The 24,668-nt window shown below is 74.8% G+C and carries 20 protein-coding genes; 8 read left to right on the top strand and 12 right to left on the bottom strand.

Going from position 1 to position 24,668, the window contains the following annotated elements; genetic code table 11:
• Window positions 1-67: 67 nt before the first annotated feature.
• Window positions 68-904: a MerR family transcriptional regulator gene (locus ABRQ22_RS00100; protein WP_353708142.1), complete on the top strand. Its 837-nt coding sequence runs from the start codon at window positions 68-70 to the stop codon at window positions 902-904.
• A 4-nt stretch (window positions 905-908) separates the two neighbouring features.
• Here the strand turns inward: ABRQ22_RS00100 and ABRQ22_RS00095 are convergent, their stop codons facing one another.
• Entirely contained in the window at window positions 909-2,366 is a 1,458-nt protein-coding gene (locus ABRQ22_RS00095; protein ID WP_353708141.1) for a DUF1254 domain-containing protein, read from the bottom strand.
• A 141-nt stretch (window positions 2,367-2,507) separates the two neighbouring features.
• Between ABRQ22_RS00095 and ABRQ22_RS00090 the strand changes: the two genes are divergently transcribed.
• Window positions 2,508-3,443 carry a transglutaminase-like domain-containing protein gene (locus ABRQ22_RS00090; protein ID WP_353708140.1) on the top strand — a complete coding sequence of 312 codons (936 nt, stop codon included), beginning with the start codon at window positions 2,508-2,510 and terminating at the stop codon, window positions 3,441-3,443.
• 52 nt (window positions 3,444-3,495) lie between these two features.
• On the opposite strand, the gene ABRQ22_RS00085 is transcribed toward ABRQ22_RS00090, so the two are convergent.
• Both ABRQ22_RS00085 and ABRQ22_RS00080 read right to left on the bottom strand, forming a co-directional pair.
• Window positions 3,496-5,241 (bottom strand): PQQ-binding-like beta-propeller repeat protein, encoded by a 1,746-nt coding sequence (locus ABRQ22_RS00085; protein ID WP_353708139.1) that lies wholly within the window; start codon window positions 5,239-5,241, stop codon window positions 3,496-3,498.
• A gap of 21 nt (window positions 5,242-5,262) precedes the next feature.
• Window positions 5,263-7,107: a PQQ-binding-like beta-propeller repeat protein gene (locus tag ABRQ22_RS00080; RefSeq protein WP_353708138.1), complete on the bottom strand. Its 1,845-nt coding sequence runs from the start codon at window positions 7,105-7,107 to the stop codon at window positions 5,263-5,265.
• 167 nt (window positions 7,108-7,274) lie between these two features.
• Between ABRQ22_RS00080 and ABRQ22_RS00075 the strand changes: the two genes are divergently transcribed.
• Window positions 7,275-8,261 carry a GGDEF domain-containing protein gene (locus ABRQ22_RS00075; protein ID WP_353708137.1) on the top strand — a complete coding sequence of 329 codons (987 nt, stop codon included), beginning with the start codon at window positions 7,275-7,277 and terminating at the stop codon, window positions 8,259-8,261.
• A gap of 44 nt (window positions 8,262-8,305) precedes the next feature.
• Here the strand turns inward: ABRQ22_RS00075 and ABRQ22_RS00070 are convergent, their stop codons facing one another.
• From ABRQ22_RS00070 to ABRQ22_RS00050, 5 genes are all read right to left on the bottom strand, one after another.
• A complete protein-coding gene (locus ABRQ22_RS00070; RefSeq protein WP_253054577.1) occupies window positions 8,306-9,025 on the bottom strand; it encodes an ABC transporter ATP-binding protein in 720 nt (239 codons plus the stop codon).
• The gene (locus ABRQ22_RS00065; RefSeq protein ID WP_253054579.1) at window positions 9,012-10,088 is read right to left on the bottom strand and encodes an ABC transporter ATP-binding protein; all 1,077 of its coding nucleotides are present in this window, start codon (window positions 10,086-10,088) and stop codon (window positions 9,012-9,014) included. The genes ABRQ22_RS00070 and ABRQ22_RS00065 overlap by 14 nt, the downstream gene beginning before the upstream one ends.
• Entirely contained in the window at window positions 10,085-11,461 is a 1,377-nt protein-coding gene (locus ABRQ22_RS00060) for a branched-chain amino acid ABC transporter permease (protein WP_353708136.1), read from the bottom strand. The genes ABRQ22_RS00065 and ABRQ22_RS00060 overlap by 4 nt, the downstream gene beginning before the upstream one ends.
• On the bottom strand, window positions 11,458-12,516 hold the full coding sequence (locus tag ABRQ22_RS00055; RefSeq protein ID WP_253054583.1) for a branched-chain amino acid ABC transporter permease: 1,059 nt from the start codon (window positions 12,514-12,516) through the stop codon (window positions 11,458-11,460). Before ABRQ22_RS00055 ends, ABRQ22_RS00060 begins: the two co-directional genes overlap by 4 nt.
• Window positions 12,517-12,630: 114 nt before the next feature.
• Complete coding sequence (locus ABRQ22_RS00050) at window positions 12,631-13,884, bottom strand: branched-chain amino acid ABC transporter substrate-binding protein (protein ID WP_353708135.1); 1,254 nt, start codon at window positions 13,882-13,884, stop codon at window positions 12,631-12,633.
• Window positions 13,885-14,230: 346 nt separating this feature from the next.
• Between ABRQ22_RS00050 and ABRQ22_RS00045 the strand changes: the two genes are divergently transcribed.
• The 3 genes from ABRQ22_RS00045 to ABRQ22_RS00035 all read left to right on the top strand — a co-directional run bounded on the left by ABRQ22_RS00045 (window position 14,231) and on the right by ABRQ22_RS00035 (window position 16,259).
• Window positions 14,231-14,707, top strand: a complete 477-nt coding sequence (locus ABRQ22_RS00045) for a nitroreductase family deazaflavin-dependent oxidoreductase (protein ID WP_353708134.1) — start codon at window positions 14,231-14,233, stop codon at window positions 14,705-14,707.
• Window positions 14,708-14,946: 239 nt separating this feature from the next.
• Window positions 14,947-15,150 carry a cold-shock protein gene (locus ABRQ22_RS00040; RefSeq protein ID WP_047231069.1) on the top strand — a complete coding sequence of 68 codons (204 nt, stop codon included), beginning with the start codon at window positions 14,947-14,949 and terminating at the stop codon, window positions 15,148-15,150.
• A 362-nt stretch (window positions 15,151-15,512) separates the two neighbouring features.
• On the top strand, window positions 15,513-16,259 hold the full coding sequence (locus tag ABRQ22_RS00035; protein WP_353708133.1) for a hypothetical protein: 747 nt from the start codon (window positions 15,513-15,515) through the stop codon (window positions 16,257-16,259).
• 189 nt (window positions 16,260-16,448) lie between these two features.
• Here ABRQ22_RS00035 and ABRQ22_RS00030 read toward each other — a convergent pair whose 3' ends face one another.
• Window positions 16,449-20,333 (bottom strand): TM0106 family RecB-like putative nuclease, encoded by a 3,885-nt coding sequence (locus ABRQ22_RS00030; RefSeq protein ID WP_353708132.1) that lies wholly within the window; start codon window positions 20,331-20,333, stop codon window positions 16,449-16,451.
• Window positions 20,334-20,655: 322 nt separating this feature from the next.
• On the opposite strand from ABRQ22_RS00030, the gene ABRQ22_RS00025 reads away from it, so the two are divergent.
• The gene (locus ABRQ22_RS00025; RefSeq protein ID WP_353708131.1) at window positions 20,656-21,732 is read left to right on the top strand and encodes a hypothetical protein; all 1,077 of its coding nucleotides are present in this window, start codon (window positions 20,656-20,658) and stop codon (window positions 21,730-21,732) included.
• Window positions 21,733-21,761: 29 nt separating this feature from the next.
• On the opposite strand, the gene ABRQ22_RS00020 is transcribed toward ABRQ22_RS00025, so the two are convergent.
• A complete protein-coding gene (locus ABRQ22_RS00020) occupies window positions 21,762-22,202 on the bottom strand; it encodes an SRPBCC domain-containing protein (protein ID WP_253054596.1) in 441 nt (146 codons plus the stop codon).
• A 188-nt stretch (window positions 22,203-22,390) separates the two neighbouring features.
• Here ABRQ22_RS00020 and ABRQ22_RS00015 point away from each other — a divergent pair, with 188 nt between their 5' ends.
• The gene (locus ABRQ22_RS00015) at window positions 22,391-22,615 is read left to right on the top strand and encodes a hypothetical protein (protein WP_353708130.1); all 225 of its coding nucleotides are present in this window, start codon (window positions 22,391-22,393) and stop codon (window positions 22,613-22,615) included.
• A 112-nt stretch (window positions 22,616-22,727) separates the two neighbouring features.
• On the opposite strand, the gene ABRQ22_RS00010 is transcribed toward ABRQ22_RS00015, so the two are convergent.
• Window positions 22,728-23,492, bottom strand: a complete 765-nt coding sequence (locus ABRQ22_RS00010) for an amino acid ABC transporter ATP-binding protein (protein ID WP_353709605.1) — start codon at window positions 23,490-23,492, stop codon at window positions 22,728-22,730.
• 74 nt (window positions 23,493-23,566) lie between these two features.
• Window positions 23,567-24,583, bottom strand: coding sequence for an amino acid ABC transporter permease (locus ABRQ22_RS00005; RefSeq protein WP_253054600.1), 1,017 nt, complete (start codon window positions 24,581-24,583; stop codon window positions 23,567-23,569).
• Between the last annotated feature and the right edge of the window lie 85 nt (window positions 24,584-24,668).

Raw genomic sequence — 24,668 nt, 5'->3', positions numbered from 1 at the left:
AGGGTAGTGCCGCCCGACGGCGCCCGGCCGCCGTGGCGCGTCCCGCACCGGTCGTTACGCTCGACGCGTGACGCAGGAGCAGGGGGCCCGCCCGACGTCGGAGACGCTCACGAGCGGCGAGATGGTGCGCGCGTCGGGGCTGTCCATCAAGGCGCTGCGGCTCTACGACGCGAACGGGCTCCTCGTCCCCGCGCGCGTCGACCCCCGCACGGGGTACCGCGCCTACGCGCCCGAGCAGGTCGAGCGGGGGCGCGCCCTGGCGCTGCTGCGCCGGCTCGACGTGCCGCTCGCGCGCGTCCCCGAGGTGCTCGACGCCGACCCGCGCGACGTGCGCGACGTCCTCCTCGGGTGGTGGGACGAGCAGCAGCGGGCGCTCGCGGAGCAGCGCGCGACCGCCGAGGAGCTCGCCCGCCGGCTCGCCGCGCGACGCGGTGAGGCCGAGGTCCGGTGGCGCGACGTCCCGGCGTGCACGGTCGCCACGATCACGTCGTCCACGACCCAGGCCGACCTCGTCCCGACCTTCAGCGCCGACCTGCTGACGATCCGGGCGCACCTCGCCGCCGCGGGCGCCGAGGCGGGCGCCGCGCACTGGGTGATCTACCACTCGCCCGTCGGCCGCGACGTCCCCGGTCGCGTCGAGGCGTGCGTCCCGTACCGGGGGCCGGTCGTCCCCGCCGGGCCGGTCGTGCTCCGCGAGGACCCGGCCCGCACGGAGGCGTACGTCGAGGTCCCCTCGCGCGACTGCCGGTTCCCGCAGATCGTCGGGTACCTCGACGCGCTGCGCGTCGCGACCGGGCAGGCGCACGCCCCGTCCCGCGAGGTCTACGCCGTCCCGTGGTCCGACGAGCCGGACGCCGTCGTCGCGGAGGTCGCGCTCGCCGTCGGGCCCGGCCCCGCGCGCTGACCCGTCAGTCCTCGACGAGCTCCAGGTCTCCGGGGAGCCAGGTGCGGTCGAACCACGGCTCGAGCGGCCCGTACAGGCGCAGCATGGGAAACCACGACCTGCCCGGGACCGTCTCGACCCAGTTGCTCTCGCGCCCCGCGGGCGGCTCGGGCCCGAACCACAGCACGGTGCTCCCGTCGGACTCCGTCGCGACCGTGCCGCTGAGGCTCATGACGCTGGGGTACGGGTTCGCGGTCTGGAGGAGCGACCGGGTCTGGGTGTCGTAGAGGTCCACCGACCAGAAGTTCTTCGCGGGCGGGTTCGGCGGCAGCACGAGCCGGTACGTGCGCGCCCCGTCGAGGATCCGGCCCTGCGCGTCGTGGGCGGTGTACGCGTAGGCGGACCCGGCCCCGACCTGGGCGTGCGCCATGGCGGGGGTGATGACCGTCGCGAAGAAGTGGAACTGCGTGCGCGCGTCCAGCAGGCGCGCACCGTCGGCGAGGAACTCGTAGGAGCCACCGAGGAACGCCTGGAGCCAGCTCGACCCGGGCGCGACGCGCGCCTCCGGGTCGCGGGGCGAGTACACGAGCGCACGGCTGATCGCCGCGCCGGCCCGCGCGGCGGTGTCGAGCGTCGCACGCAGCTCCGGGCTCGGGGCGAACGGGCGGCCGGGCACGATGCCCACGGCGCGCAGCAGGCCCGCGCGCTCCGGGTCGAGCGCGCTCGTCGGCTCCTCCGCGACGATCTCGGCGACCTCGTCGAAGAACGAGGCGTCGTTGGCGTGCACCGTGTTGACGCGCGACCCGGCGATGTTGACGAACTCGGTCGGCGCAGGGTCCGCAGCGTCGGCGAGCGGGTAGATCCGCGTCTCCTTCATGGCCGGCACGCCGCCCAGCGCGCGCAGCACGACCCAGTTGGTGAACGTCGGCGTCCGGTAGACGAAGTAGCCGTCCGGGACCTCGCCGTCGTAGCCGGGCGGGAGGAAGAGATAGCGACCGCCCTCGCCGCGGTCCGGACCCGCGATGCCCATGTCCGCGACGTAGCGGAACCAGAAGTCGTCGACGACGCACAGCGACTGCTTCGGCGGCTCGATGACGAGCGGGCCCGTCTCGCGCAGGTCGACGAAGAGCGACCCGTACGTCGTCGCGGTGTTCGGCGTGAGGAAGATCGCGCCCGAGTCCGCGCGCGGGTCGGTGTAGCCAACCTGGTTCGACCGCAGGAGCCCGAGGCTGCGGAACCCGCGCCGCATCGCCACGAGCGAGGCGCCGGGCACGGTGCTGAGGAACGCCTCGACCCCGCGCAGGAAGTCCAGCGACCCGTAGAGCCGCTCGACGGACTCCGGGGTCGGCACCCCGTCGACCAGCTCGAACCGCCCCAGCGGGGTGTCCACCGGCGACGGCGTGCTCACGGCGGCGACCGCCGCGGCCAGGGCGTCGGCCCCGGCGCTCGTCGCCGTACTGGTCTCGGTGCTCGCGTCGGGCATGGCTCAGGCCCCTTCGTCGGTCGATGCACGGCAGGCACGCTCGACGCCGAGCGGCTGCGCCGACCGTAGGCCCGGGGCCACCGCGCCGCCACCGGGAACACGGCTTGACCCTGCCCCTGGGGCGGACCCCAGGCTCGCGGCATGGACGTCTCGCGCTACGCCACCCACAGCCCCTGCTCCGACCCACGCCACCACGCGCCGCTCCTCGCGGCCGTGGCGCCCGACCCGGCGAGCCTGCACGCGGCCGTGACGAACGCCGTCGTGCACTACCGCGCCGGGGCGACCGCCGCCACGCCGGACCAGCTCGACGACGTCGACCGGCGCTGGACGGCGTCGATCCTCGACGCGGTCGTGGAACGCTCGCCCGGCCCCCTCGACGCGCCGCGCTCCTCCGAGCGTCAGGTCGGGGGATGCTGCCGCGACCACTCCCTCCTCGCCGTCGCCGTCCTCCGCGAGCACGGCGTCCCGGCCCGGACGCGCCTCGGGTTCGCGGACTACCTCGGCACGGACGGGTTCCACCACGACCACGTCGTCGTGGAACGGCACGACGGCGCGCGATGGGTGCGCTCCGACCCGGAGCTCGGGCCCGACGACGTCGCGTTCGACCCGTTCGACCTGCCGACCGGCGAGGGGTCGCCCTTCGAGACCGCCGCGGAGGTCTGGACGGCGTACCGCGCCGGACGCCGCGACCTCGCCGACCACGGCGCCGGTCCCGACCTGCCCTGGCTGACCGGGCCCGGGTTCGTCCAGCGGTACGTGCTCGCCGACCTCGCGCACCGGCAGCGGCACGAGCTCCTGCTGTGGGACGTGTGGGGGGCGGCCGCCCTGCCCGGCGCCGCCCCGGACGAGCGGGCCGTGGCGCTCACGGACCGGGTCGCCGACCTCACGCTCCAGGCCGACGCGGGCGACCGGACCGCCGAGGCGGCGCTCACCGTGCTCTGGGCGACGGACGACCGCCTGCGGCCCGGTCGCTACGTCACGACCTGGTCGCCCACCGGCCGGCTCGGCTGGACCGACCTGGTCGCGCGCCGGACCGGCTGGGCCGCCGTCCCGCGCGACGCTGCTCTCGTCGGGTGAGCCCCGCGGGTGAGCCCGGTGGGCGGGTCCCGCCTGCCGCGCCGGGTGCGGCTCAGCCCAGCAGCGCGACCGTCCGGCCGTCCCAGCGCAGGAGCCGACCCTGGGCCGGCACGAACGACGCCCACTCGCCCTCGAGGTCCTGCTCCCAGACGACCGAGCCCGACGACAGCTCGAGCGCGACCACGCGCGGGTGGCTGCCGGTGGACGGGTCGACGAGCACCAGGATCGCGCACCGCCCGTCCGTGAAGGCCTGCGTCACCATCGCCGACCGGCCCTCGTCGCCCCCGAGGTCGTCGAGGAACCGCGACCAGGTCTGCTCGCCCGAGAGCGCGTCGAGCGCCAGGACGGTGCTCGCCGTGCCGACGACGGCCGTGCCCTCCGCGAGCACGTAGACGGCCTCCGGGACGCGCGCGCCGTCGTACGTCCACAGGCGCGCGCCCTCGTCGTCGTACGCGCGCAGGTCGATCCCGTCGCGCACGAGGAGCACGCCGGGCGCCGGGTCGTCGGTCGCCTGCGGGTCGAGCACCTCGCCCGGGGCGTCGAGGACGGGCACCCCGGCCGCGTCCAGCACCCGGTCGGGTCGCAACGCCCCGGTCGTGCCCTGCCGGTCGGCGTCCACGAGGAACCGCCCGCCCGCGAGCGGGACGGCGCCGTCGGTCGGCAGGTCCGGGTCGTCCAGGCGCTCGCCGTCCGGGAGGAAGGACGCCGCGACGCCGCAGCCGCCGACGTCGACCAGGGTCTCCGTCGCGACGAGCGTGAGCCGGTCCGGGTCGATCTCCTCGCCGCCCGTCTCCGGGTCCCACGTGGTGCACGACCACGGCACGTCCTGGAACGGGAGCTCGCTCCGCCAGCGCACGTCGCCGGTCAGGGCGTCCTCGACCGTCACGACGACGTCGCGCCCCGCGACGCCGTCGACCGACTCCCCGGCGCCCGGGTCGACCGCGACGGGCGGCCCGCTCGGCTCGCCCGGCTCCCCGACGCGCTCGGCCCGGACCAGCCCGCCGTCGGGCCCCGGCACGAGCACCGCGCCGTCCACCTCGACGTCGCGCTCCCCCACGACCTGACCCGCCGCGCCGAGCACCGTCACGTGCGCCGGCGGGACGTCCGCGCCCGGCTCGGGCTGCGACCGCGTCCCGGGGTCGTACCAGAACGGCCCGACCCCGGATCCCGCGACGCACACCACCTCGCGTGACGCCACGCCGGGCAGCTCCCACGGGCTCCAGGACCCGCACACGGCCTCGTCGCCGCCGAGCGGGGTCCGCCACGCCTCGGCGCCGCTGTCCAGGTCCAGCGCGACGGCCTCGTCGCCCTCCACCGTCACGAGCAGACCCGGCAGGAACCCGACGCCGCGTTCCGTCGCGGCCGACGCCGTCCACCTCTCGGTCGGGGCGGCGTCGAGGGGCCGCACCGCCCCGCGCGCGACCTCGAGCCGCTCCTGCGCGTCACGGCTCGTCACCGTGTCGACGACGAGCATCCCGCCCACGAGCACCACCACGACACCGGTCACCACGGCGGCGGCGACCCAGCGCGCTCGCCTGCGGTCCCCGCGCGGCTCGCGCGGCTCGCGCGGCTCGTGCGGATCACGGGGCGGCCCCTCGACGTCCACCCCGTCCGGGCCGTCGCCGGCGGCCACCGTCGCGTCGTGCGCCCCGAGGCCGGGAGGGGTGTCGCGAGGGAGCGCACCGAGCAGCACGGGGTGCGGCGCGTCGAGGAGGTCGGGGTCGACGTCGATCCCGGCCGACTCGACGAGCTCGAACGTGCGGCGGTCGTCACCGCCGTCTCGTCGTCGGAGCGGCACGAGCCCAGCGTAGGACGGGCGTCAACCGAGCCGCGTGATCTCCGTCTCGCTCATCCGCAGGAGCCGACCCTGGAGCGGCGCGACCCAGGAGCCCCCGTCGTGACCGGTGGTCTGCGCCGTCCACGCGACGCCACCGTCGGCGAGGTCGAGCGCGATCAGGGACGTCGTCCCCGCCTCCCAGTCGGAGACGGCGAGGATCGCCCGGGACCCGTCCGTGTAGGCCACCTCGGCCGACCAGCCCGCCCCGATCTCCAGCCCCGCGATCAGCTCCTCGCGGTCGAGCGACCAGCGTTCGCCGCCCGTCGTGAGGTCGACGCCCGCCAGGGCGCCGTCCCCGTACCCGTGGGCGACGACGAGCGTCCCACCCGCGGCGACGAGCACCGCGTCCGGGGTGCTCTGCTCGGACGTGCGCCAGAGCTCGGTGCCCTCGGCGTCGAACGCGACGAGGTCCAGGCCGTCCCGCACGAAGGTCGGCACCGGGCGCCCGTCGGTCGACGGCGGCGAGAGGACGCTGCCCGGCGGCTCCCAGCGCACCGACCCGTCCGCCCCGAGAATCGCGGGCGCGGACGTCGGCTCGGTCCCGCTCGACGGGCCCCAGCCGTAGTCGTTGCCGGTCGGGTCGCGGGAGTAGGTGCCGTCGACGAGCGCGACGACCCCGTCGACGGGGTTGTCGGGCTCGTCCAGACGCGTGCCGTCGGGCGTGAACCACGACGTGACGCCGCAGCCCTCGACGCGCACCAGGCGCGTCTCGACCGCCGTCCACAGGTTCTCCAGGTCGGCGCGGACCGTCTCGTCGCCGTCGGCCTCGCTCCACACCGTGCACTGCCCGGACCCTGCGACGAAGGGGAGCTCCGCCTCCCAGCGCAGGTCCCCCGTGAGCGCGTCCTCGACCTGGACGACGGCGGGGCGTCCCTCCGGGATCTCGTTCGGCATCCCCGTCAGGTCGTCCACCTCGACCACGGCGCCCTCGCCGGCCGGGACCTCGCCCACGCGCTCGGCACGGACGATCGACCCGTCCGGCCCCGGGGTCAGGAGCGCGCCGTCCGTGCTCGCGTCACGTTGACCCAGCACCTCGCCGTCGTCGTCGACCACCGTGATCGTCCAGGTCGTCGCGACGACGCGGCCGGTCATGGGATCGACCTCCCGCGGCCCGTCGCGGACGATCCCTCCCGAGGGCTCGGGGACGGGCGCTACGCACACGAGCGTGTCGTCCGGCTCCCCGGACGGCGAGAGCCAGTAGAGCCAGCTGCCGCACGTCGCGTCCTTCCCGACGTCGACCCGCCAGCGCTCCTCGCCGCTGTCGAGCGAGACCGCGACCGCCTCCCCGTCCTCCACCGTCACCATGCTGTCGGGCAGCAGCGCGAGACCACCCGTGAGCCCCACGTCGGCGGTCCACTGCTCCCGGGGGGCGTCGGGCAGCGGCTCGACGCCGCCCGGTGCGGCGCGCAGGCGGTCGAGACCGGCCCGGCCGTGCCACGCGTCGACCGCGAGCATCCCGCCGAGCACGAGCGCGACCCCGGCGGCGACCGCCCCGACCATGGCGGGGCGCCGCCCGCGGCGGGGCGCCCTCGGACCGTCCGGGCCGTCCCCCGCGGGACGGGGCTCCTCCCCGTCGGGCGCGTCCTCGGCGTCCTGGTCGCGGGCGTCGGGTCCGAGGGCGGCTGCGTCGAGGTCGACCGGCCGCGCGACGCCCGACCGCACGGCGCCCGGCCAGGTCGCACCCGCGGCGCCACCCCGCGGCGCCTGTCCGGGGCCCGTCGCGGAACCCCATGCCGGCGCGTCGTCCTCGAGGTCCGCGTCCGCGTCCGCCGACTCGACCAGCTCGAAGGTCAGTCGGTCCCGGGCGTCACGGCGTCGGAGCGGCACACCGTCCAGCCTAGGGGACCTCGCGGTCGCTCCATCCTCGGGACTCGCACCACGCCCGCGCCGCTCCGGTGACGCCCGACGACCGGCGCGTGACGCCGTCGTGAACTCTCGACGAACACTCGTGCTCGTCCCGGCCGCGACCGTCGCGGCGCCGCCACACTGCCCCTGTGCACGACGAACTCACCGAGCTGGCTCAGCACACCGCGATGCGCCCGCCGGCGCGCGCGAGCGGCGCCGTCGCGGACCTCGCGCGGCCGGTCCTGTCGGTCGGCTCCTCCATGCCGGTCGGGCAGCTCGAGGTCGTGTTCCGCGACCCCGACGTCGCGTGCGTCGTCGTGCACGACGACGCGGTCCCCCCGCCCGGTGCTCCGGCCCCGCGCACGGGGGTCGTGGTGCGCGCGAGCCTCGTCGCCGCGCTTACCGGCCGGCTCGGCTACGGCCGCGCGGTCCTGGAGCGTCGGCCGGTCGCGAGCGTCACGGACTGGGCGCCGCTCGTCGTCGCGCCGACGGCGGCCGTCACGGAGGTCGCGACGCTCGCCATGTCCCGGCCGGACGACCACCGGTACGACGACGTCCTCGTCCGCGGCGGCCACTGGGCGAGCGTCGGCGCGGCCGAGCTCGTCCGCTCGCTCGTCGGCACGCTCGCGGAGCGGTCCACGCACGACCCGCTCACGGGACTGCTCTCGCGCCGCAGCACGTGGCACTCGCTCACCCGTCGCTGCCGGCTGGTCGCGCACGGCGGCACGCGCGTCGTGCTGCTCCTGCTCGACGTCCGCGACATGGCCGGGATCAACGCCGTCCACGGGCAGGACGCCGGGGACGCCGTCCTCGCGGGGGTCGGGCGGAGCCTGCGGTCGTGGCTCCCCGGGGGCTGCGAGGCGGGCCGCGTCGACGGCGACCGGTTCGCCGTGCTCGCGACGCTGCCCGCGATGGGCGACGTCGAGGCCGCCGCGAGCGCCGAGGCCCTGCGCCACGAGGTGCTCGCCCGGCTCGGCGCACCGGACGGCCCCGCCCGCCCGACGTTCCGCACCTCGCTCACGTGGTCCGTCGCCGGAGCGGCGGACGCCGACGAGCTCGTGCGCGAGGGCGAGGCCCGCCTCGCGACCACCCCCACCTCGCCGAACACGACATGGGTGCCGTTATCCGTCGGATAACGGCACCCATGTCGTGTTCGACAGCGCGTGGGGGCGTGGTCGGGTCAGGCGACGCCCAGGTAGGCCTCCTTGATGCTGGAGTCGGCCAGCAGCTCCTTGCCGCCCCCGGCGCGCACCACCTCGCCCGTCTCGAGCACGTAGGCGCGGTCGGAGCGCGAGAGCGCCTGCTGCGCGTTCTGCTCGACGAGCAGGACCGTCGTCCCCTGGGCGTTGATCTCCGAGACGATGCGGAAGATCTGCTGGATGACCATGGGCGCGAGGCCCATCGACGGCTCGTCGAGCAGCAGGAGCCGTGGGCGGGCCATGAGCGCGCGCCCGATCGCGAGCATCTGCTGCTCGCCGCCGGACATCGTGCCGCCCACCTGCTCCTTGCGCTCGGCGAGGCGCGGGAAGAGGTCGAACACCCGGTCGACGGTCTCGTCGTGCTCGGCCTTCGACGCGAACGTCCGCGCGTACGAGCCCATCTCCAGGTTCTCGATGACGGTCATGCCGGGGAAGATCCCGCGGCCCTCGGGCGCCTGCACGATGCCCTCCAGCACCCGCAGGTGGGCCTTCATCCTGGTGATGTCCTTGCCGTCGAAGAGGACCTTGCCCCGCGAGACCGGGCGGATGCCCGAGATCGCGCGCATCGTCGTCGTCTTCCCGGCGCCGTTCGCCCCGATGAGGGTGACGAGCTCGCCCTCCTCGACGGTGATCGAGATGCCCCGCACCGCCTCGATGCGCCCGTAGGCGACCGTCATGTCCTGCAGCTCAAGCAGTGGCATCGCCGCTGCCTCCTTCGGTCGTCGGCCCGGCGGCACGGTCCGGGCCCGTGCCCCCCTCGTCAGCGGTCAGCTCGGAGTCCGGCACGCCCAGGTAGGCCGCGATGACCTTGGGATCGCTCGTGACCTCGTCGGGCGTGCCGTCCGCGATGACGCGCCCGAACTCGAGCACGACGATCCGGTCGGTCACCCCGCGGACGAGGCGCATGTCGTGCTCGATGAGCAGGACGGTGTAGCCGTCGTCGCGGATGTGGCGGATGAGGTCCATGAGGGACTCCTTCTCCGCCGGGTTGAAGCCCGCCGCGGGCTCGTCGAGGCACAAGAGCTTCGGCTCGGTCGCCAGGGCGCGCGCGATCTCCAGACGGCGCTGGTCACCGTAGGAGAGGTTGCGTGCCTTCTCCGTCGCTCGTCCGCCCACGCCCACGAACTCGAGCAGCGCGAGCGCCCGGTCGATCGCGTCCCGCTCCTCGCGCCGGTGGCGCGGGGTGCGGAACAGCGCGCCCGGGACCGAGGTGCGGTGCCGCGCGTCCGACCCGACGACGACGTTCTCGAGCGCCGTCATCTCGTTGAAGAGACGGATGTTCTGGAACGTGCGGGCGATGCCGCGCTGCGTGATCCGGTAGCGCTTGAGCTTGCCGACCGGGGAGCCGTCGAACACGACCTGCCCCTGCGTGGGCCGGTAGACGCCGGTCATCGCGTTGAACGCCGTCGTCTTGCCCGCGCCGTTCGGCCCGATGAGGCCCAGGATCTCGCCGCGCCGGATGTCGAACGTCACGTCGTTCAGCGCGACGAGGCCGCCGAACTGCACGGTGACGTTCTGCATCTGCAGCAGCGGCTCGCCGACCTTCGCGTGGACCGTGCGGTCCGGCGCGACCATCGCGTCGACGAGGTCGGGGTTCGCGAGCTCGGGCCGCACCTCGGCGACGTCGACGATCGCGGGCTCCTCCAGGACGGCGCCCGGCATGTAGAGGTCGGCGCGCGAGGAGTCGGCGCGGCCCGACGACGCGAGGTGCTCGTCGCCGTGCTCGCCGCCCGCACCGATACCGCCGGGGTCGTGGGTGCTCATCGGGTCTCCTCCCCGTCCGTCGTGCTCTCTCCCGTGCCGGTCCCGCCCGTCGTCGGACGCGAGCCGCCCGACGCCGTGGCGACGGCCGGGGAGCCCGGCCGCGCACCGTCGTCGGACCCCGACCGCGTGGCGGCCTGCGCCGTGCGGCGCGCCGCCACGTAGAGCTCGCGCCCGTAGGCGAGCAGCTTCTGCCGGACGGGGATCAGGCCCTGTGGACGGAAGATCATGAGCACGACCAGCGCGATCCCGAAGAACAGGTACCGGTAGCTCGCGATCTCGTTGCCGTTGATCGGGATGCCGAAGAGCTCGGTCCGGCCGAGGAAGAAGTTCGGCAGGTACACGATGATGAACGCGCCGAGGATCACCCCGAGCTTGTTGCCCTGCCCGCCGAGCACGACCGCGCAGAGGAAGAGCACGGAGTTGATGACGTTGAAGTTCGTCGGGATGACGAACTGCACCTGGCCCGCGTAGAGCGCGCCCGCGACGCCGCCGATCGACGCGCCGATGACGAACGCCCACAGCTTGAAGCGGAAGGTCGGGACGCCCATGATCTCCGCCGCGTCCTCGTCCTCGCGGATCGCGACCCAGGCGCGCCCGACGCGCGAGCGCTCCAGGTTCCCCACGAGGAGGAGCGAGATGACGATGAACACGAGGCTGAGCCAGTACCACCACACGCCCGAGTTGAGCGTGCCCGCGGCGTTGCCCGCGGAGAAGACGCCGTTGGGCAGCTCCTCCGTGACCCCGACGCGCGGGTAGGCCACGCCGCGCAGGCCCTGGCCGCCGCCCGTGAGCTCGTCGAGGTTGTCCGCGAGGAGACGGACGATCTCGCCGAACCCGAGCGTGACGATGGCGAGGTAGTCGCCGCGCAGGCGCAGCGTGGGCGAGCCGAGGATCAGGCCGGACAACGACGTGATCGCGACGGCGACCGGCAGCGCGGCGAGCCACGCCCAGTCGCTCGACAGCCACTCGTCGGTCTGGTTCCACGGGCTGTCCGGGCTCGTGAGGATCGCGACCGTGTACGCGCCGATGGCGTAGAAGCCGACGTACCCGAGGTCGAGCAGGCCGGCCTGGCCCACCACGACGTTGAGGCCGATGGCGATGAGGGCGATCATGCCGAACTGCGCCATCACGCCGCCGAAGTTGGTGCCCACCGTGGTGAGCACCGGGATGTTGAGGACCGGTACGAGCGCCATGAAGATCAGGAACGGCACGCCGATCAACCACTGGGTGGGCCGCGCCTGGGCGTCCCACCACAGCCGGAACCGGTCGCCGACGCCGCCGTGCGGGCGGTCCTTGGTCGCGACCCGGCCCACGGGAGGCATGGACGTGGGGCGGCCCTCGGGCGCCTGGGGTGCGGGAGTCGAGGTGCTCATGCGCGGGCCCTCCCCAGCGACTCGCCGAGGATGCCCGTCGGGCGGAACATGAGGACGACGATGAGGAGCACGAACGCGACGACGTCGCGCCACTCCGTCCCGAACACGACCTGCCCGTAGTTCTCCATGACGCCGAGCAGCAGACCGCCGAGCAGCGCGCCGCGCAGGTTGCCGATCCCGCCGAGCACCGCGGCGCAGAACGCCTTGATGCCGAGGATGAAGCCGCCGGAGTAGATGATCCCGTTCGGCACGCGCAGCGTGTACAGGAGCGCCGCCGCACCGGCCAGGATGCCGCCGATGAGGAACGTCAGCATGATGACGCGCTCGCGCGAGACGCCCATGAGGGTCGCGGTCACCGGGTCCTGCGCGACGGCGCGGATGCCGCGGCCGAACTTGGTCCGGTTGATGAACATGTCCGTCGCGAGCGCGAGGACGAGCGCCGACAGGATGATGACGAGCGTGATGTTCGTGACCGGCGCGCCGCCGATCGTGAACTGCACCTCGGGCTGCACGAGCCGGATCGGCTGCTGCGCGTTGACGCCGCCCAGCGTGCCGCCCGTGAGCTTCGGCAGCACGAAGTGCACGAACTCCTGGATGATGAACGACATCCCGATCGCGGTGATGAGGAACACGAGCGCCGGCGCGCCGCGTCGGCGCAGCGGCCGGTACGCCACCCGTTCCAGCCCGACCGCGGCGCCGCCCGCGACGAGCATCCCGCCGAGCATCGCGATGCCGAGGTAGAGGACGGTGAGGGCGATGCCCTTGTCGTACGCGTTCCCGCTCGGGGCGAAGCCGAGGAGCATGAGGGTCGCGTACTGCCCGAACATGCCGAGCATGAAGACCTCGGAGTGGGCGAAGTTGATGAGCCGCAGGACGCCGTAGACGAGCGTGTAGCCGACGGCCACGAGCGCGTAGATGGCGCCGTACGTGAGGCCCTCGATGGTGAGGCCCCAGAAGTTCCGGGCGAGGCCCGCGATGTTGAAGTCGATGAGGGACTGGTGGACGAGGGGACCGGCGGTCGCGCTGTGCATCAGCGCGTCAGCAAGAGCGGGCATGACGCTCCCTGATTCTTTCTCTGGTGTACGAGGTCGTGGTCCACGACGGGCGCCCCGCCCGGCGTCCCCCGCGCGGTGCGGGAGCGTCGGGGCAGGGCGCCCGTCGTCGTCGGACTACTGGACCTCGTAGATCCAGATGAGCGCGGAGGCGAGCTCGCCCGTGTCGTCCCACTCGTAGGTGCGGGCCAGGCCCTCACCGGAGTAGTTCGCCACGTAGTCGATCAGGCCGGCGCGGTCCGTCACCCCGGACGCGATGCCCGTGAGCATGATCGTCGCGAGGTCGTAGCCCTCGACCGAGTACACGCCCGGCGCCTGGCCGTTCGTCTCCTCGTACGTCGCCGCGAAGTCCTCCGGGGCGGGGCCGCACGGGCAGGAGAGGATCGCGCCCTTCGAGGACGCGCCCGCCTGCGAGACGAACTGCGGGTCGTTCGTGCCGTCCGCCGAGACGAACGGGATCTCGACGCCGCCGTCGCGCAGCTGCTGCACGAACGGCGCCGCCTCCGCGTAGTAGCCGGCGTAGAAGACCGCGTCGGCGTCCGCGCCCGAGATGATCTGGACGGCCGCGGAGAAGTCCTTGTCGCCCGTCTTGACCTCGGCGGCGCAGTCCTCGTTCGCGGCGTCGCCCAGGCCCTCGGTGATCTGCTGGGCGAGACCGATGCCGTAGTCCGAGTTGTCGGAGACGACGCAGACGCTGCCGAACTCCTTCGTGTTGACGAGGTACTTGGCGACCGACGGCCCCTGGACGGCGTCGTTGGCGAGGCCGCGGAAGAAGTTCGTCCAGCCGTTCGCCGTCAGGTCAGGGTTCGTGGCCGACGCCGTGAGCGAGAGCAGGCCCGCCTGGTTGAAGACGTCGCCCGTCGCGGCGGTCTCGCCCGAGAACGCCGGGCCGAGCAGGCCGAGCACGGAGGTGTCGCCGACGATCTGCGGCGCGACCTGGGTGGCCTTCTGCGGGTCGCCCTCGGTGTCGAACTCCTTGATGGTCACCTGGCACCCGGGGTTCGCCGCGTTGAACGCGTCCACCGCGACCTTCGCCCCGTACAGGATGTTGAGGCCGAGCGCGGCGTTCGGACCCGTGAGGGCGCCCGCCATCGCGATCGACGTGCCCTCGGCACACTCGGCGCTGCCGTCGCCGGCCGGGTCGGCCGGGTTGCCGGCCGCGGTCGCCTCGACCTCGGCGCCGTCGATGTCGATCTGGACCGACGGGACGATGCTCAGGTCGGCCGAGCCACCGTCGTCGGTCTCGGTCGACGTCCCGGTCGTCTCGTCGTCTCCGCCGCCCTGGGACTGGGGACCGCAGGCGGTGAGGACGAGAGTGGCCGCGAGGAGCAGAGCAGCACCCCCGCTCGCCCGTCGTGCTGTGCGATGCATGCCAACCTCCGTGGTCCTGATCCCCGCGGAGGGCGGCCACGCCGCTTCTCTCCGCGGTCGATCGCTGAATTCAACACTGAATTGCGTGCTGAATAGTGACACAGGTCACCCGGGGACGAAACCGGCCCGCGGACGTGTCGCCCGGAGCCCTCCGCGGCATCTCGGAGGGCTCCGGACCCACGAATCCGCGGGAGGTGGCGCCTCCGCGTTCCTGGGTGACGCGAACGTAGGCGGATCGGATTTCGTGGGACGCAGGGAGTTGTTACCGACTCGTAACGTAAGGGTCTCGTTTCGTTCCGTGGACGGTACGGATGTGCCGTTTTCGGCGTCCCTCTACGGTGGAGCGATGACCCTCGCGTCGCGCCTCCTGCACACCCGCTGGTTCGTCCGGGCCCCGATCGTTCTCTTCCGCTCCGGCCTCGGCTTCCTCGCCGGTGGACGGCTCCTGCTGCTCGGGCACCGCGGCCGGTCCACGGGCGAGGCCCGGTACGTCGTCCTCGAGGTCACCGACCGGCCGGCGCCGGGGTCGTGGGTCGTCGTCGCCGGGCTGGGGCCGCGTTCGCAGTGGTACCGCAACGTCGTCGCGGACCCGCGCGTGCTCGTGTGGGTGGGGCGACGGCGGCACGTGCGGAGCACCGCCCGCACCCTCCCGCCCGACGACGGCGCCCGCCTCCTGCGCGCGTACGCCGCCCGGTACGCGCGGGGCTGGGCGGTGCTGGAGCCGGTGCTCCTCGAGTGGGCCGAACCGCTCGCCGCCGAGCGCGGGGAGGCGGACTGGCGGCGGGTCGTGCCCGTGGTGGAGCTGACCGCGCTCGGGGTGTGACCTGCGGCGTCGGGACCTCGTGCGGCCGTCGCGACACCCGCGCGACGACCCATGGCAAAGAAGGGGCATACCCTGTACGGTTGACCCCGAGATTGCAGTGCCTCGCTTGTCCTCGCGTCGATGTGACCGCCACCCGGCGGGCGCCCGGCGGACCTTGTTACCCAAGAGTTGACGACGAACACCGTGATGTACTCCCCTGCGCCCGCGGGGGGTGTTTCCACACTCTTGAAGGAGTAACAATGGCTACCGGAACCGTGAAGTGGTTCAACAGCGAGAAGGGCTACGGCTTCATCGCCCCCGAGGACGGCTCGGCCGACGTGTTCGCGCACTACTCCGCGATCCAGTCGCAGGGCTTCCGCACGCTGGAGGAGAACCAGCGCGTCGAGTTCGACGTGACGCAGGGCCCCAAGGGCCCGCAGGCGGAGAACATCCGCGCGATCTGATCCGATCTCCCCGGTGACGACCCTCACGGGTCGCGCCGACCGATCGTTCACCGAGTGCCCCCGACCCCTCCGGTCGGGGGCACTCGTGCGTCCGGGCCCGGCCGTCCGTCGGACGAGGTGCCGAACCCGTGGCTGCGGGTCACGCGACGGCCGACATGACGCGTCACCCCGGCTCGGCGGAGAGCGCGCCCCCGCGAACCCGGGGTCGCGGGGTACGGGAGGGCGCGGGTGGCGCCCGTCCCCGGGTTCGGCGGCCGGCGGAACCGTGGGGCGGGGCTCCGCGTTGGTCCGGGAGTGAGCCGCACCGGCCACGACACCGCGCGAGCGCACGGCGCCGCGCCATCCCACCCGGAGGACGACCCATGGGATTCCTGGACCGGCTCCTCGGCCGCGAGCCGCGCGACCCGCACGGCGCCCCGCAGGCGGGCCCCTACGGCTCGCCGGCGCAGCACCCGACGCAGTACCCGCCCCAGTACTCCGGCCAGCCTGCGTACGGGAGCGCCCCGCAGGACGCGCGCCCCGGGGCGGCCGCGCCCCGCACCCCCGACCAGGTCGCCATCGACCGCTACCGGTACCTGCTGCGCACCGCGCCGCCGGACCAGGTCGAGCAGGCCCACGCCGAGGCGTTCGCGCGTCTGACGCCCGAGCAGCGGCGGCAGGTCCTCGCCGAGCTCGGTGAGCAGGTGCCGGCGTCGGAGCGCGCGACGTCCGACGCGCCGCAGGACCTCGCCCGGATGGCGACGCGCGCCGAGATGCGCCAGCCCGGCACCCTGGAGCGCACGTTCGCGGGCCGTGGCCAGGGCGCACCCGGCTTCGGCGCCATGGTCGGCTCGAGCCTGCTCGGCACGATCGCGGGCGTCGTCATCGGCTCGGCGGTCGCGAACGCCCTCTTCGGGCCCGCGTTCGCCGACCCGACGCAGCCCGTCGCGGAGGACGCGGCGGCCGAGCAGGGCGCCGAGGACCCCGGCGCGGCCGAGGGCGGCGACGGCGGAGCCGTCGAGGCCTCGGGCGGGGACCCTGCGGGCGGCGGGCTCGACGACGGCGGAGGTGACGTCGGCGGCGACTTCGGCGGCGGCTTCGACGACTTCGGCGGCTTCGGGGAGTTCTGACCGACCCGCGCCGCAGGCTCCGCCCCGTGACACCGGGTCCGGGACCCCGCGATGCCGGGGCCGGAAGCCCCGCGATGCCGGGGCCGGAACCCCCGCGATGCCGGGTCCGGGACCCCCGCGATGCCGGGGCCGGACCCGTGTCGGCACCGCCGTCGGCCACCCCGGTGCGCGGGGCAGGTCGACGGCGGGTCAGCCCAGAGGCGCGGAGCCGGTCAGCCCCAGGAACGCGCCGAGCTCTTCCACGCCCCGCGGTGAGTGCGGCAGCGCGTCGGTGAGCCCGGGCGACCGCACGACGACGGCGCGCCACTGCGCCCGCGAGACCGCGACGTTGACGCGGTGCCGCGACAGCAGGAACCCGAGGCCGCGCGAGGCGTCGCGGCCCGAGGACGCCGCGAGCGTCACGACGACGACCGGCGCCTCCTTGCCCTGGAACCGGTCGACCGTGCCCACCTGGACGTCCGGGTACCCCGCCGCCTCCAGCGCGCCCCGCACGGCCCACACCTGCGCGTTGTAGGCCGCGACGACCAGGACGTCCCCCTGCCCGAGCGGGCGTCGCTCCTCGACCCCGTCGACCGTCGTCGTCCACGTCCGCCCGAGGACCCGCTCCACCTGCCGGACGACCTCGGCCGCCTCCTCGGGCGAGCGCACCGAGTTCCCCGCGTGCTCCACGAGCACCTGCTCGATCCCGGGCGGGACGCCGTCGAGGTCGCGGGCCGCGGTGCACGGGTGCGCGTGGAGACGGTCCTCGTACGCGAGGGTCGAGACGGCCTGCGCGAGGCGCGGGTGCATGCGCCAGGTCGTCGGCAGGAAGTAGCCGCGCCCCGGGGGCAGCACGCCGTGGCCGTCGGCCAGCCAGCCGAGCGCGGACCGGTCGACGGGCTCGGGGTGCCGGCCCTGGCTCACCTGCGGGAGCTGCTGCGGGTCGCCCAGGAGGAGGAGCCGACGCGCGGCGCGCGCCACCGCGACCGTGGTCGCGAGCGAGAGCTGACCGGCCTCGTCGACGACGAGCAGGTCGAGCGTGCCGGCGGGGAGCCGGTCCGCCGCGAAGTCCCAGGCGGTCCCGCCGACGACGCGCGCTCCCGGCTGCGTCGCGAACGCCGCGAGGTGGGCGCCGTCGAGCTCGTCGTACACGGCGCGCGTCGACGGCCCGTCCGCCGCGATCTTCTTCGCGACGACCTCGCGCGGGACGCCCGCCCCGAGCACGACCGCCCGCAGCATGTTCTCGACGACGGCGTGCGACTGTGCGACGACGCCGACCCGCCAGCCTCGCGCGACGAGCCGTGCGACGACGCGCGACCCGACGTAGGTCTTGCCCGTCCCGGGCGGGCCCTGGACCGCGAGGTACGAGTCGTCGAGCCGTTCGACGGCGGCCGTGACCGCCGCGACGACGTCGCCGTCCACGACCGGCGGGAGCCCGGGCGCGACCACACCGTCCGCATCCTCCGGGAGGCGCGCGCCGTCGCTGCCCTCCGGAGCACGAAGACCGTCCACGGGTGCGGCGGGCGCCGGCACGAGCCGTGGACGTCGCCGCAGGAGCACGTCGGTCGCGGCGTCGAGCGGGAGCGTCCCCGTCGTCCGCCACGTCCGGAGCGCCGTGCGGGCGGCGGCCTCCGCCGCCGCCTCGAGCGGCTTCGCGCTCGGGCCGGGCGACGGGGTGAGCGCGACGGGGGTCGCGTCGAACGGCTCGGCACCTGTCGGGAGCTGCTCGCGCACGACCAGCACGTCCCGGTCGCCCGCAGGAGTCGCCCGACGCCCGGCGTCCACGACCGACGCCCCCGTGAGCCAGCCGCGCACGCCGTCGACGGCGGTCTTGGCGCACGGCGGCAGCGGTGGGTCGTAGAGCACGTACGGCGCCACCCCGACGCGCAGGTCGCTCCCCTCGGGGAGACGACCCACGAGCGCCAGGCGCCGCGACCACGTCCGGCGCCCCGGCTCGACCTCCCAGCCCGAGACGACCTCCGCCTCCTCGACGAGGAACGCGTTGCGCCTCCCCAGCCACTCGTCCACCGGGAGCGAGAGCCGGGAGTAGTGCTCGTGCCAGAACGGCTTCCCCTCGCGCCGGAAGTACCCTGCCGCCGCGCCGTACAGCGCGAGCGCCCGCTCGTCGGCGCCCCGCCTGGCCCGGTCCTCCCCCACGACCTCCCGGATCTCCTCCTCCAGCACCACCGCGGACGCCCGCTCCCGCGGCTCGACGTCCGCCAGATCCCCACCCCGCCTGTCGGGCGCGATCTCGCCCCCGGGAGAGGTGACGGACAGGGCGGGGTCGGGGGAGACGCGCGCCGTCGTGGCGGGCCTGGCGGGAGCATCCGAGGGACGAGGATGCGGATGGTAGACGGCGCGCGTCTCCCCCGACCCCGCACCCGAGGCAACCACCTCGGAGGTGAGAACGGCGTGCCGCAACCAGTCCGCCAGGCGCAGCGTCGACACGCAGTCGTACCGGTTGTAGTCCGCGATCCCGCGGAGCAGCTCGTCCGCCTCGTCGTCGCGGCCGGCCTCACGCAGGGCGGTGTACTCCGCGTACGCGACGACCGACGCCGCGGCGGTGGTCACGTCGCCGGTGCGCAGCTCGTCGCCCATGTAGAGCGGCTCGAGCTTCTTGATCGACCGGGACTTGTCGGAGACGCGCAGCGCCTGGCGCACGACGGCGTACAGGTCGACGAGGACGCCGTCGCGCAGGAGGTCGTCGACCTCCTCCTCGTACACGCCGTGCCGCGCGGCGATGGCGAGCAGGTGCGCGCGCTCGTAGTCCGCATAGTGGTAGACGTGCAGGTCCGGGTACGTACGGCGGCGCGCGTTGACGTGGTCGACGAACGCGACGAGGGCGTCGCGCTCCGCCGCGAGGTCGTGCGCCCAGAGCGCGTGGAAGGCCGGCCGGTCCTCGGGCGCGGCCGGGCGCTCGACCCAGCCGAACAGGTAGTCGAGGCCCCAGCTCGTGCCGCTCTCGTCCGTCCACAGCGGGTCGCCCTCGAAGTCGAAGAAGACGTCGCCGGGGCTCGGCGCGGGCAGCGCCAGCACGGGCGCCGGGTCGTCGATGCGCCACGAGAGCTCGTGCGGCCCCGACGCGTCGGCCCACACGACGGTGCCGTCGGACGGCCCCGTGCCGAGCTGGAGGGCGGCCTGGCGCCGCACCGTCGCGAACGTGGACCGGCTCATGCCCTCGGGGACCGGCGTCTCGTCGGTCGCGGCGGCGAGCTCGTCGATCGTGCGGATACCCGCCGCGTGCAGCCGTGCGCGCTGCGACTCGTACACCCCGCCCACGAGCAGCACGTCGCGGTGCGACTCGATCTGGGCCCGGCAGTCGGCGCAGCGCCCGCACGCCCGGACGGCAGGGTCGTCCCAGGGCGCGCGGCCGTCGCGCGCGACGTGCTCGGCGGTGAGCCGGACGAGACGGTCCCGGCGGTCCCGGAACACGGGCAGGAGGTCGGCGAGGCGGTGCGACGTGCGCTCGCGCGTGCCGAGCACGAGCGAGACGTCGGGGTCGACGGGCACGCCCGCGGCCTGGAGCTGGTCGCCGTACGCGGCGAGCTGGAGGAGCGCGGGGACCTTGGCGCGCCGCGCGAGCTTGGTGTCGACGACGGCGTAGCGGGCCGCCCCCGCGTCGTCGGTGCCGGTCCGGACGAGGAAGTCGGCGCGCCCGTGGAAGGAGCCGTCGAAGAACGTCGCCTGGTGCACGACGTCGGCGCCGGCCTCGAGCGCGGCGAGCGTGCGCGCCTGCGCGGCCACGAGCTCGTCCCAGGAGACCCCGCGCGGCGGCTCGAGGCGCACCACGCCGCGCCCCGTCGTCGGGTCGAACGCTCCGTGCTCGGCCTCGTAGCGCGCGAGGACCTCGTGCTCGTGCCGCACCCCGAGCGCCGCCGTGCGCGCGAGCATCGCGTCCTCCGCGTCGTCGGGTCGCGGGGCGCGGCCGAGCTGCTCGTCGAGCCGGCACAGGAGCCGGTACTCGCAGTCGGCGGCGACGACGAGGTCGCTCGCCGAGTGCACGAGGACGCGATCGCGCGCGGGCGCGCCGCTCGTGGCGGTCCGGCCGGGGTCGGCCGCGACGGTCCGCAGCGCCGGCTCGTCGACGAGGAACACGCACACCTCCGGGTCGGGGGACGATCGCCGTCGGGGCGGGGGCTGGGCCGCCTCGCCGGTCTGCGTCCGTTCTACCAGCGGCCACCCACGTCGCGACGCGGCGGTCCCCGCCGCACGCCCGAGGCGCCCGCCGGGGTGCCGCGACCTCTGCTCCGGTCCGCGACCGGTCCGTGGCCCGTGCGGGGGCGCCCCTCCCGGCCCACGGTCGGTGCGATTCGTGCCCGGGGCCACGACTCCCCTACTGTTCCCGTCGAAGCCGGAGCCCCGTCGAGACCCCGCGTCCCCGTCGACCGTGCACCGGACGCTACCGAAGGAGGACCCCATGGCCGTGCGGTTCGTGCCGCCCCCGGGGTGGCCCGTCCCCGAGGGCTTCACCCCCACGACCGACTGGCACCCGGACCCGTCCTGGCCGGCCCCGCCCCCGGGCTGGGTGTTCTGGGAGGACGCCACGACCTCGGGGTCCCCGGTCCCCGTGCCCCTCCCGGACGCGCCGGTGCTCCGCACGACCGAGCCCCTGCCCGCGGGCGCGTCGCACCCTGCACCCGTGCCCTCGGGGGGCGGGACGCCGACGCGCCGGTCGCTGCGCGAGCGCTCGTCCGGCGCGACGCCGGCGGTCGGCACGACCGGGGCGGTCGGCGCGCACCCCGCGGAACCCGGGGCCGACGCGACGCGCGTGGCGACGCTCGACCCGGTCGGGGCGTCCGCCGTCGACGACCACCCGGTCGTCGGCTCGACGATGATCCTCCCGGCGCTCGGCGCGCTGCTCGACGACCCGGCCGCCCGCCCGACGACCACCGGCGCACCGACGGTCTCGGCCGGGCCCGCGCGCTCCGGCGTGGTCCCCGTCGGCCCGACCCCCACCGGCCCCGCCGCACCACCCGTGCGCACGACGGCGAACCCGGCACCGCGGGCCACCACGGGCGTCGGTCCGCTCGCGCTCCCCGGCGCCGACGACGACGAGGACGCCGCCCCCGACCGCGGCCGCCGGTGGCTCGTGCCGACCGCCGTCGGGCTCGCGGGCGTCGCCCTCGGCCTGCTCGTCGGCATCGGCCTGACGCTCTCCGCGCAGGGCGAGGCGCAGCGCGAGAAGGCCGAGGCGCAGCGCGTCCAGAGCGAGGTCGCGGCCGAGCGCGAGCAGCTCGAGTCGGAGCGGGCCGACCTGGAGGCGCAGCGCGCCGAGCTCGACGCGGCGACGACCCAGCTCACGGAGCGCGAGGAGGCCGTCGCGAAGGCGGAGGAGGACGCGACGAAGCGGTCGCAGGAGCTCGACGACCGGCAGAAGCAGCAGGACGAGCGTGACGAGCAGCAGGACCCGCCCGGCAACGGCAACGGCAACGGGAACGGGAACAACGGCAACGGCGACGACGGCGGGTGGGACTGGGGCGACTGGGGCTGGTGAGAGCGCGGTGGCCCCCGCGAGCCCGGGGCTCACTTCTCCGGGTCGGGGTGCTCGGCGAGGCGCGCGTAGCGGCTGAGGATGCGCGGCCACCCGGTGAAGCGCGACCGCACCCGCTCGCTGCCGGGCGCCCAGCCGCCGTGCTCGAACCGGACGGCGGTCCCGTTCGCGCTCGGCCGCAGGTCGAGCCGGACGAGCGACGCCCGCCCGGGCGGCTGGCCCGGGGTGAACGTGTGCGCGAGGCGGTCCGCCCGTTCCCAGAGCGTGACGCGCCCCCACACCTGCTCGTCGGCGCCGTGGGACGCGACCACGCGACCGCCGACGACGGGCTCGACGACGAGCCCGGAGAACGTCCCGGCGTCGTCGGTGAACCCGGGCGGCCACCACTCCGCGATCCGGTCGGCGTACGTGTCGAACGCGACCTCGACGGGGCACGCGAGGCGGAGCTCGTGGACGATCGGAGCGAGGCTCATGCGGTCCTCCCGGGGACGACCCGGACGCGGCGACGGGCTCGCGTCAGGAGCATTGAACTGCGCCGCCCCACGTCCCGCCACCGGTGGCCCACCGTGGCCGGTCCTCCACGAAGGTCTCCACGAACGCCTCACGGACACGTCACCGCTTCCGGTCGCGGAACGCACGAGGTTCACCGAAGGTGGGAGGCGTGCTGACGCGATCTCCCTCCCACACCCTCGCCCACGCCCAGGACAGCGAGACCCCGATCTACGACGCGCTCGTGGTCGAGCACGAGAACATGCTGCCGCTCGTGCACCTGGGCCGAGCGCTCAGCGGGGAGATGGTCACCGTCGCGCGCCCCACCGGCCTCTCCCCCCGGCTCCTCGCGTCGCACGACGCCCCTGCGCTCCCGCGCCGCCGTCGCGCGGTCTGAGCCGAGCACGCCAGATCGACCCCCACGTCACCACGTCGACCCACCGAGGGTCGATCTCGGACGCTCGGGCCGATCTCGCGGCAGCGGTCGGCACCCCTCGGGCGAACGCCCCCTACAGGACGTGCGCGAGGAACGACCGCGTGCGCTCGTGCTGCGGGTCGCCGAGCACCTGCTCGGGCGTCCCCTGCTCGACGATGACGCCCTCGTCCATGAAGACGACGATGTCCGCGACCTCGCGCGCGAACCCGACCTCGTGCGTCACGACCATCATCGTCATGCCGGACCGCGCGAGGTCGCGCATGACGGCGAGCACCTCGCCGACGAGCTCGGGGTCGAGCGCCGACGTCGGCTCGTCGAACAGCATGAGCTCGGGCTCCATCGCGAGCGCCCGCGCGATCGCCACGCGCTGCTGCTGGCCGCCGGAGAGCTGCGCCGGGTAGTGGTCGGCGCGGTCGGCGAGACCGACCCGCGCCAGGAGCTCGGTCGCCTGCGCGCGCGCCGCCGACCTCGCGAGCCCGTGCACCTGCACCGGCGCCTCCGCGACGTTCTCGAGCGCCGTCATGTGCGGGAACAGGTTGAACCGCTGGAACACCATGCCGATCCGCGAGCGCTGGCGCGCCACGACCTTGGGGTGCAGACGGTGCAGGCGGGTGCGCCCGTCCTTGGTGACCTCGCGGTAGCCCATGAGCTCGCCGTCGACGCGGACGCGCCCGCCCGTGATCTCCTCGAGCTCGTTGACGCAGCGCAGGAGCGTCGACTTGCCCGAGCCCGACGGTCCCAGGACGACGCACACCGAGCCGCGCGGCACCTCGAGGTCCACGCCCCGGAGCACGTGCAGGTCGCCGAACATCTTGTGCAGGCCCTCGACCTGCACCATCGGCGTGCTCGGGCCGGCCTGCGCCCGGTCGGCCTCGCGGCCGGCCGCCGAGGATGCCGCGTCGTGCGTCCCGCTCACGGGGTCACCTCCAGGAAGGGGTCGTCCTTGGTCGTGCCGGACGCGGCGATGAGGTCCTGCTTGCTGGGCTTCCTGCGGCCGCCGCCCGCGCCTCCCGGCCCGCGCCCGCGGCGTCGGGCCGCCGTCTGCGTGCCGAACCCGCGGCCGTAGTACCGCTCGATGTAGTGCTGGCCCACCATGAGGACGCTCGTGATGAGCAGGTACCAGATCGCCGCGACCATGAGCAGCGGGATCGGCAGGAAGAGCCGGTTGCCGATGGCGTTGGTGGAGTACTGCAGGTCGAGCGTGAACGGCACGGCGAGCACGAGCGACGTCGTCTTGAGCAGGGAGATCGTCTCGTTGCCCGTCGGGGGCACGATCACGCGCATGGCCTGCGGCAGCACGATGCGCCGCAGGATCTTGCCGTCCTTCATGCCGAGCGCCTTGGCGGCCTCGGTCTGGCCCGGGTCGACGGACCCGAGGCCCGCGCGCACGATCTCGGCGAGGTACGCGGCCTCGTTGAGCGAGAGCCCGATGAGCGCGCACACGAACGCCGTGAACAGGTCCGCCGTGCGGAACTCGAAGAACTCGGGGCCGAACGGGATGCCGAGGCTCAGGCGCGGGTAGAGCACCGAGACCAGCCCCCAGAAGACGAGCTGGGTGTAGATCGGGGTGCCGCGGAAGAACCAGATGTAGCCCCAGCTCACCGACTTCATGACGGGGTTGTCCGACCGCCGCATGATCGCGAGCAGCACGGCGAGCACGATCGCGATCGCCATCGAGCAGAACGTCAGCACGAGCGTCCAGCCCACGCCGCGCACCACCGTCACGTCGCGGAAGTAGAGCCAGACGACGTCCCAGCGGAACTTCTCGTTCGTCAGCAGGGCGTTCGCGGCCATCGCGGCGAGGACCAGCAGCACGACGGCGGAGATCCACCGGCCGGGCCGCGGCACGGGTCGGGCGTGGATGCGGTCGGGGACCGGGTCGTCGCCCGGTGCGCCGGCGGCGTCGCCGCCGGGTGTCCTACCGGTCATGGTGCACCTCGGGGGGTCGGGGCTCGGGGCACGAGCCGGGCCGCGCGGACGACGTCGTCCGCGCAGGCGTCCAGTGTGCCGGTCG

The organism is Cellulosimicrobium sp. ES-005, assembly GCF_040448685.1.
In the GTDB taxonomy this organism is placed as follows: Bacteria; Actinomycetota; Actinomycetes; order Actinomycetales; family Cellulomonadaceae; genus Cellulosimicrobium; species Cellulosimicrobium cellulans_G.
This window is presented reverse-complemented; position numbering and strand designations above follow the sequence as displayed.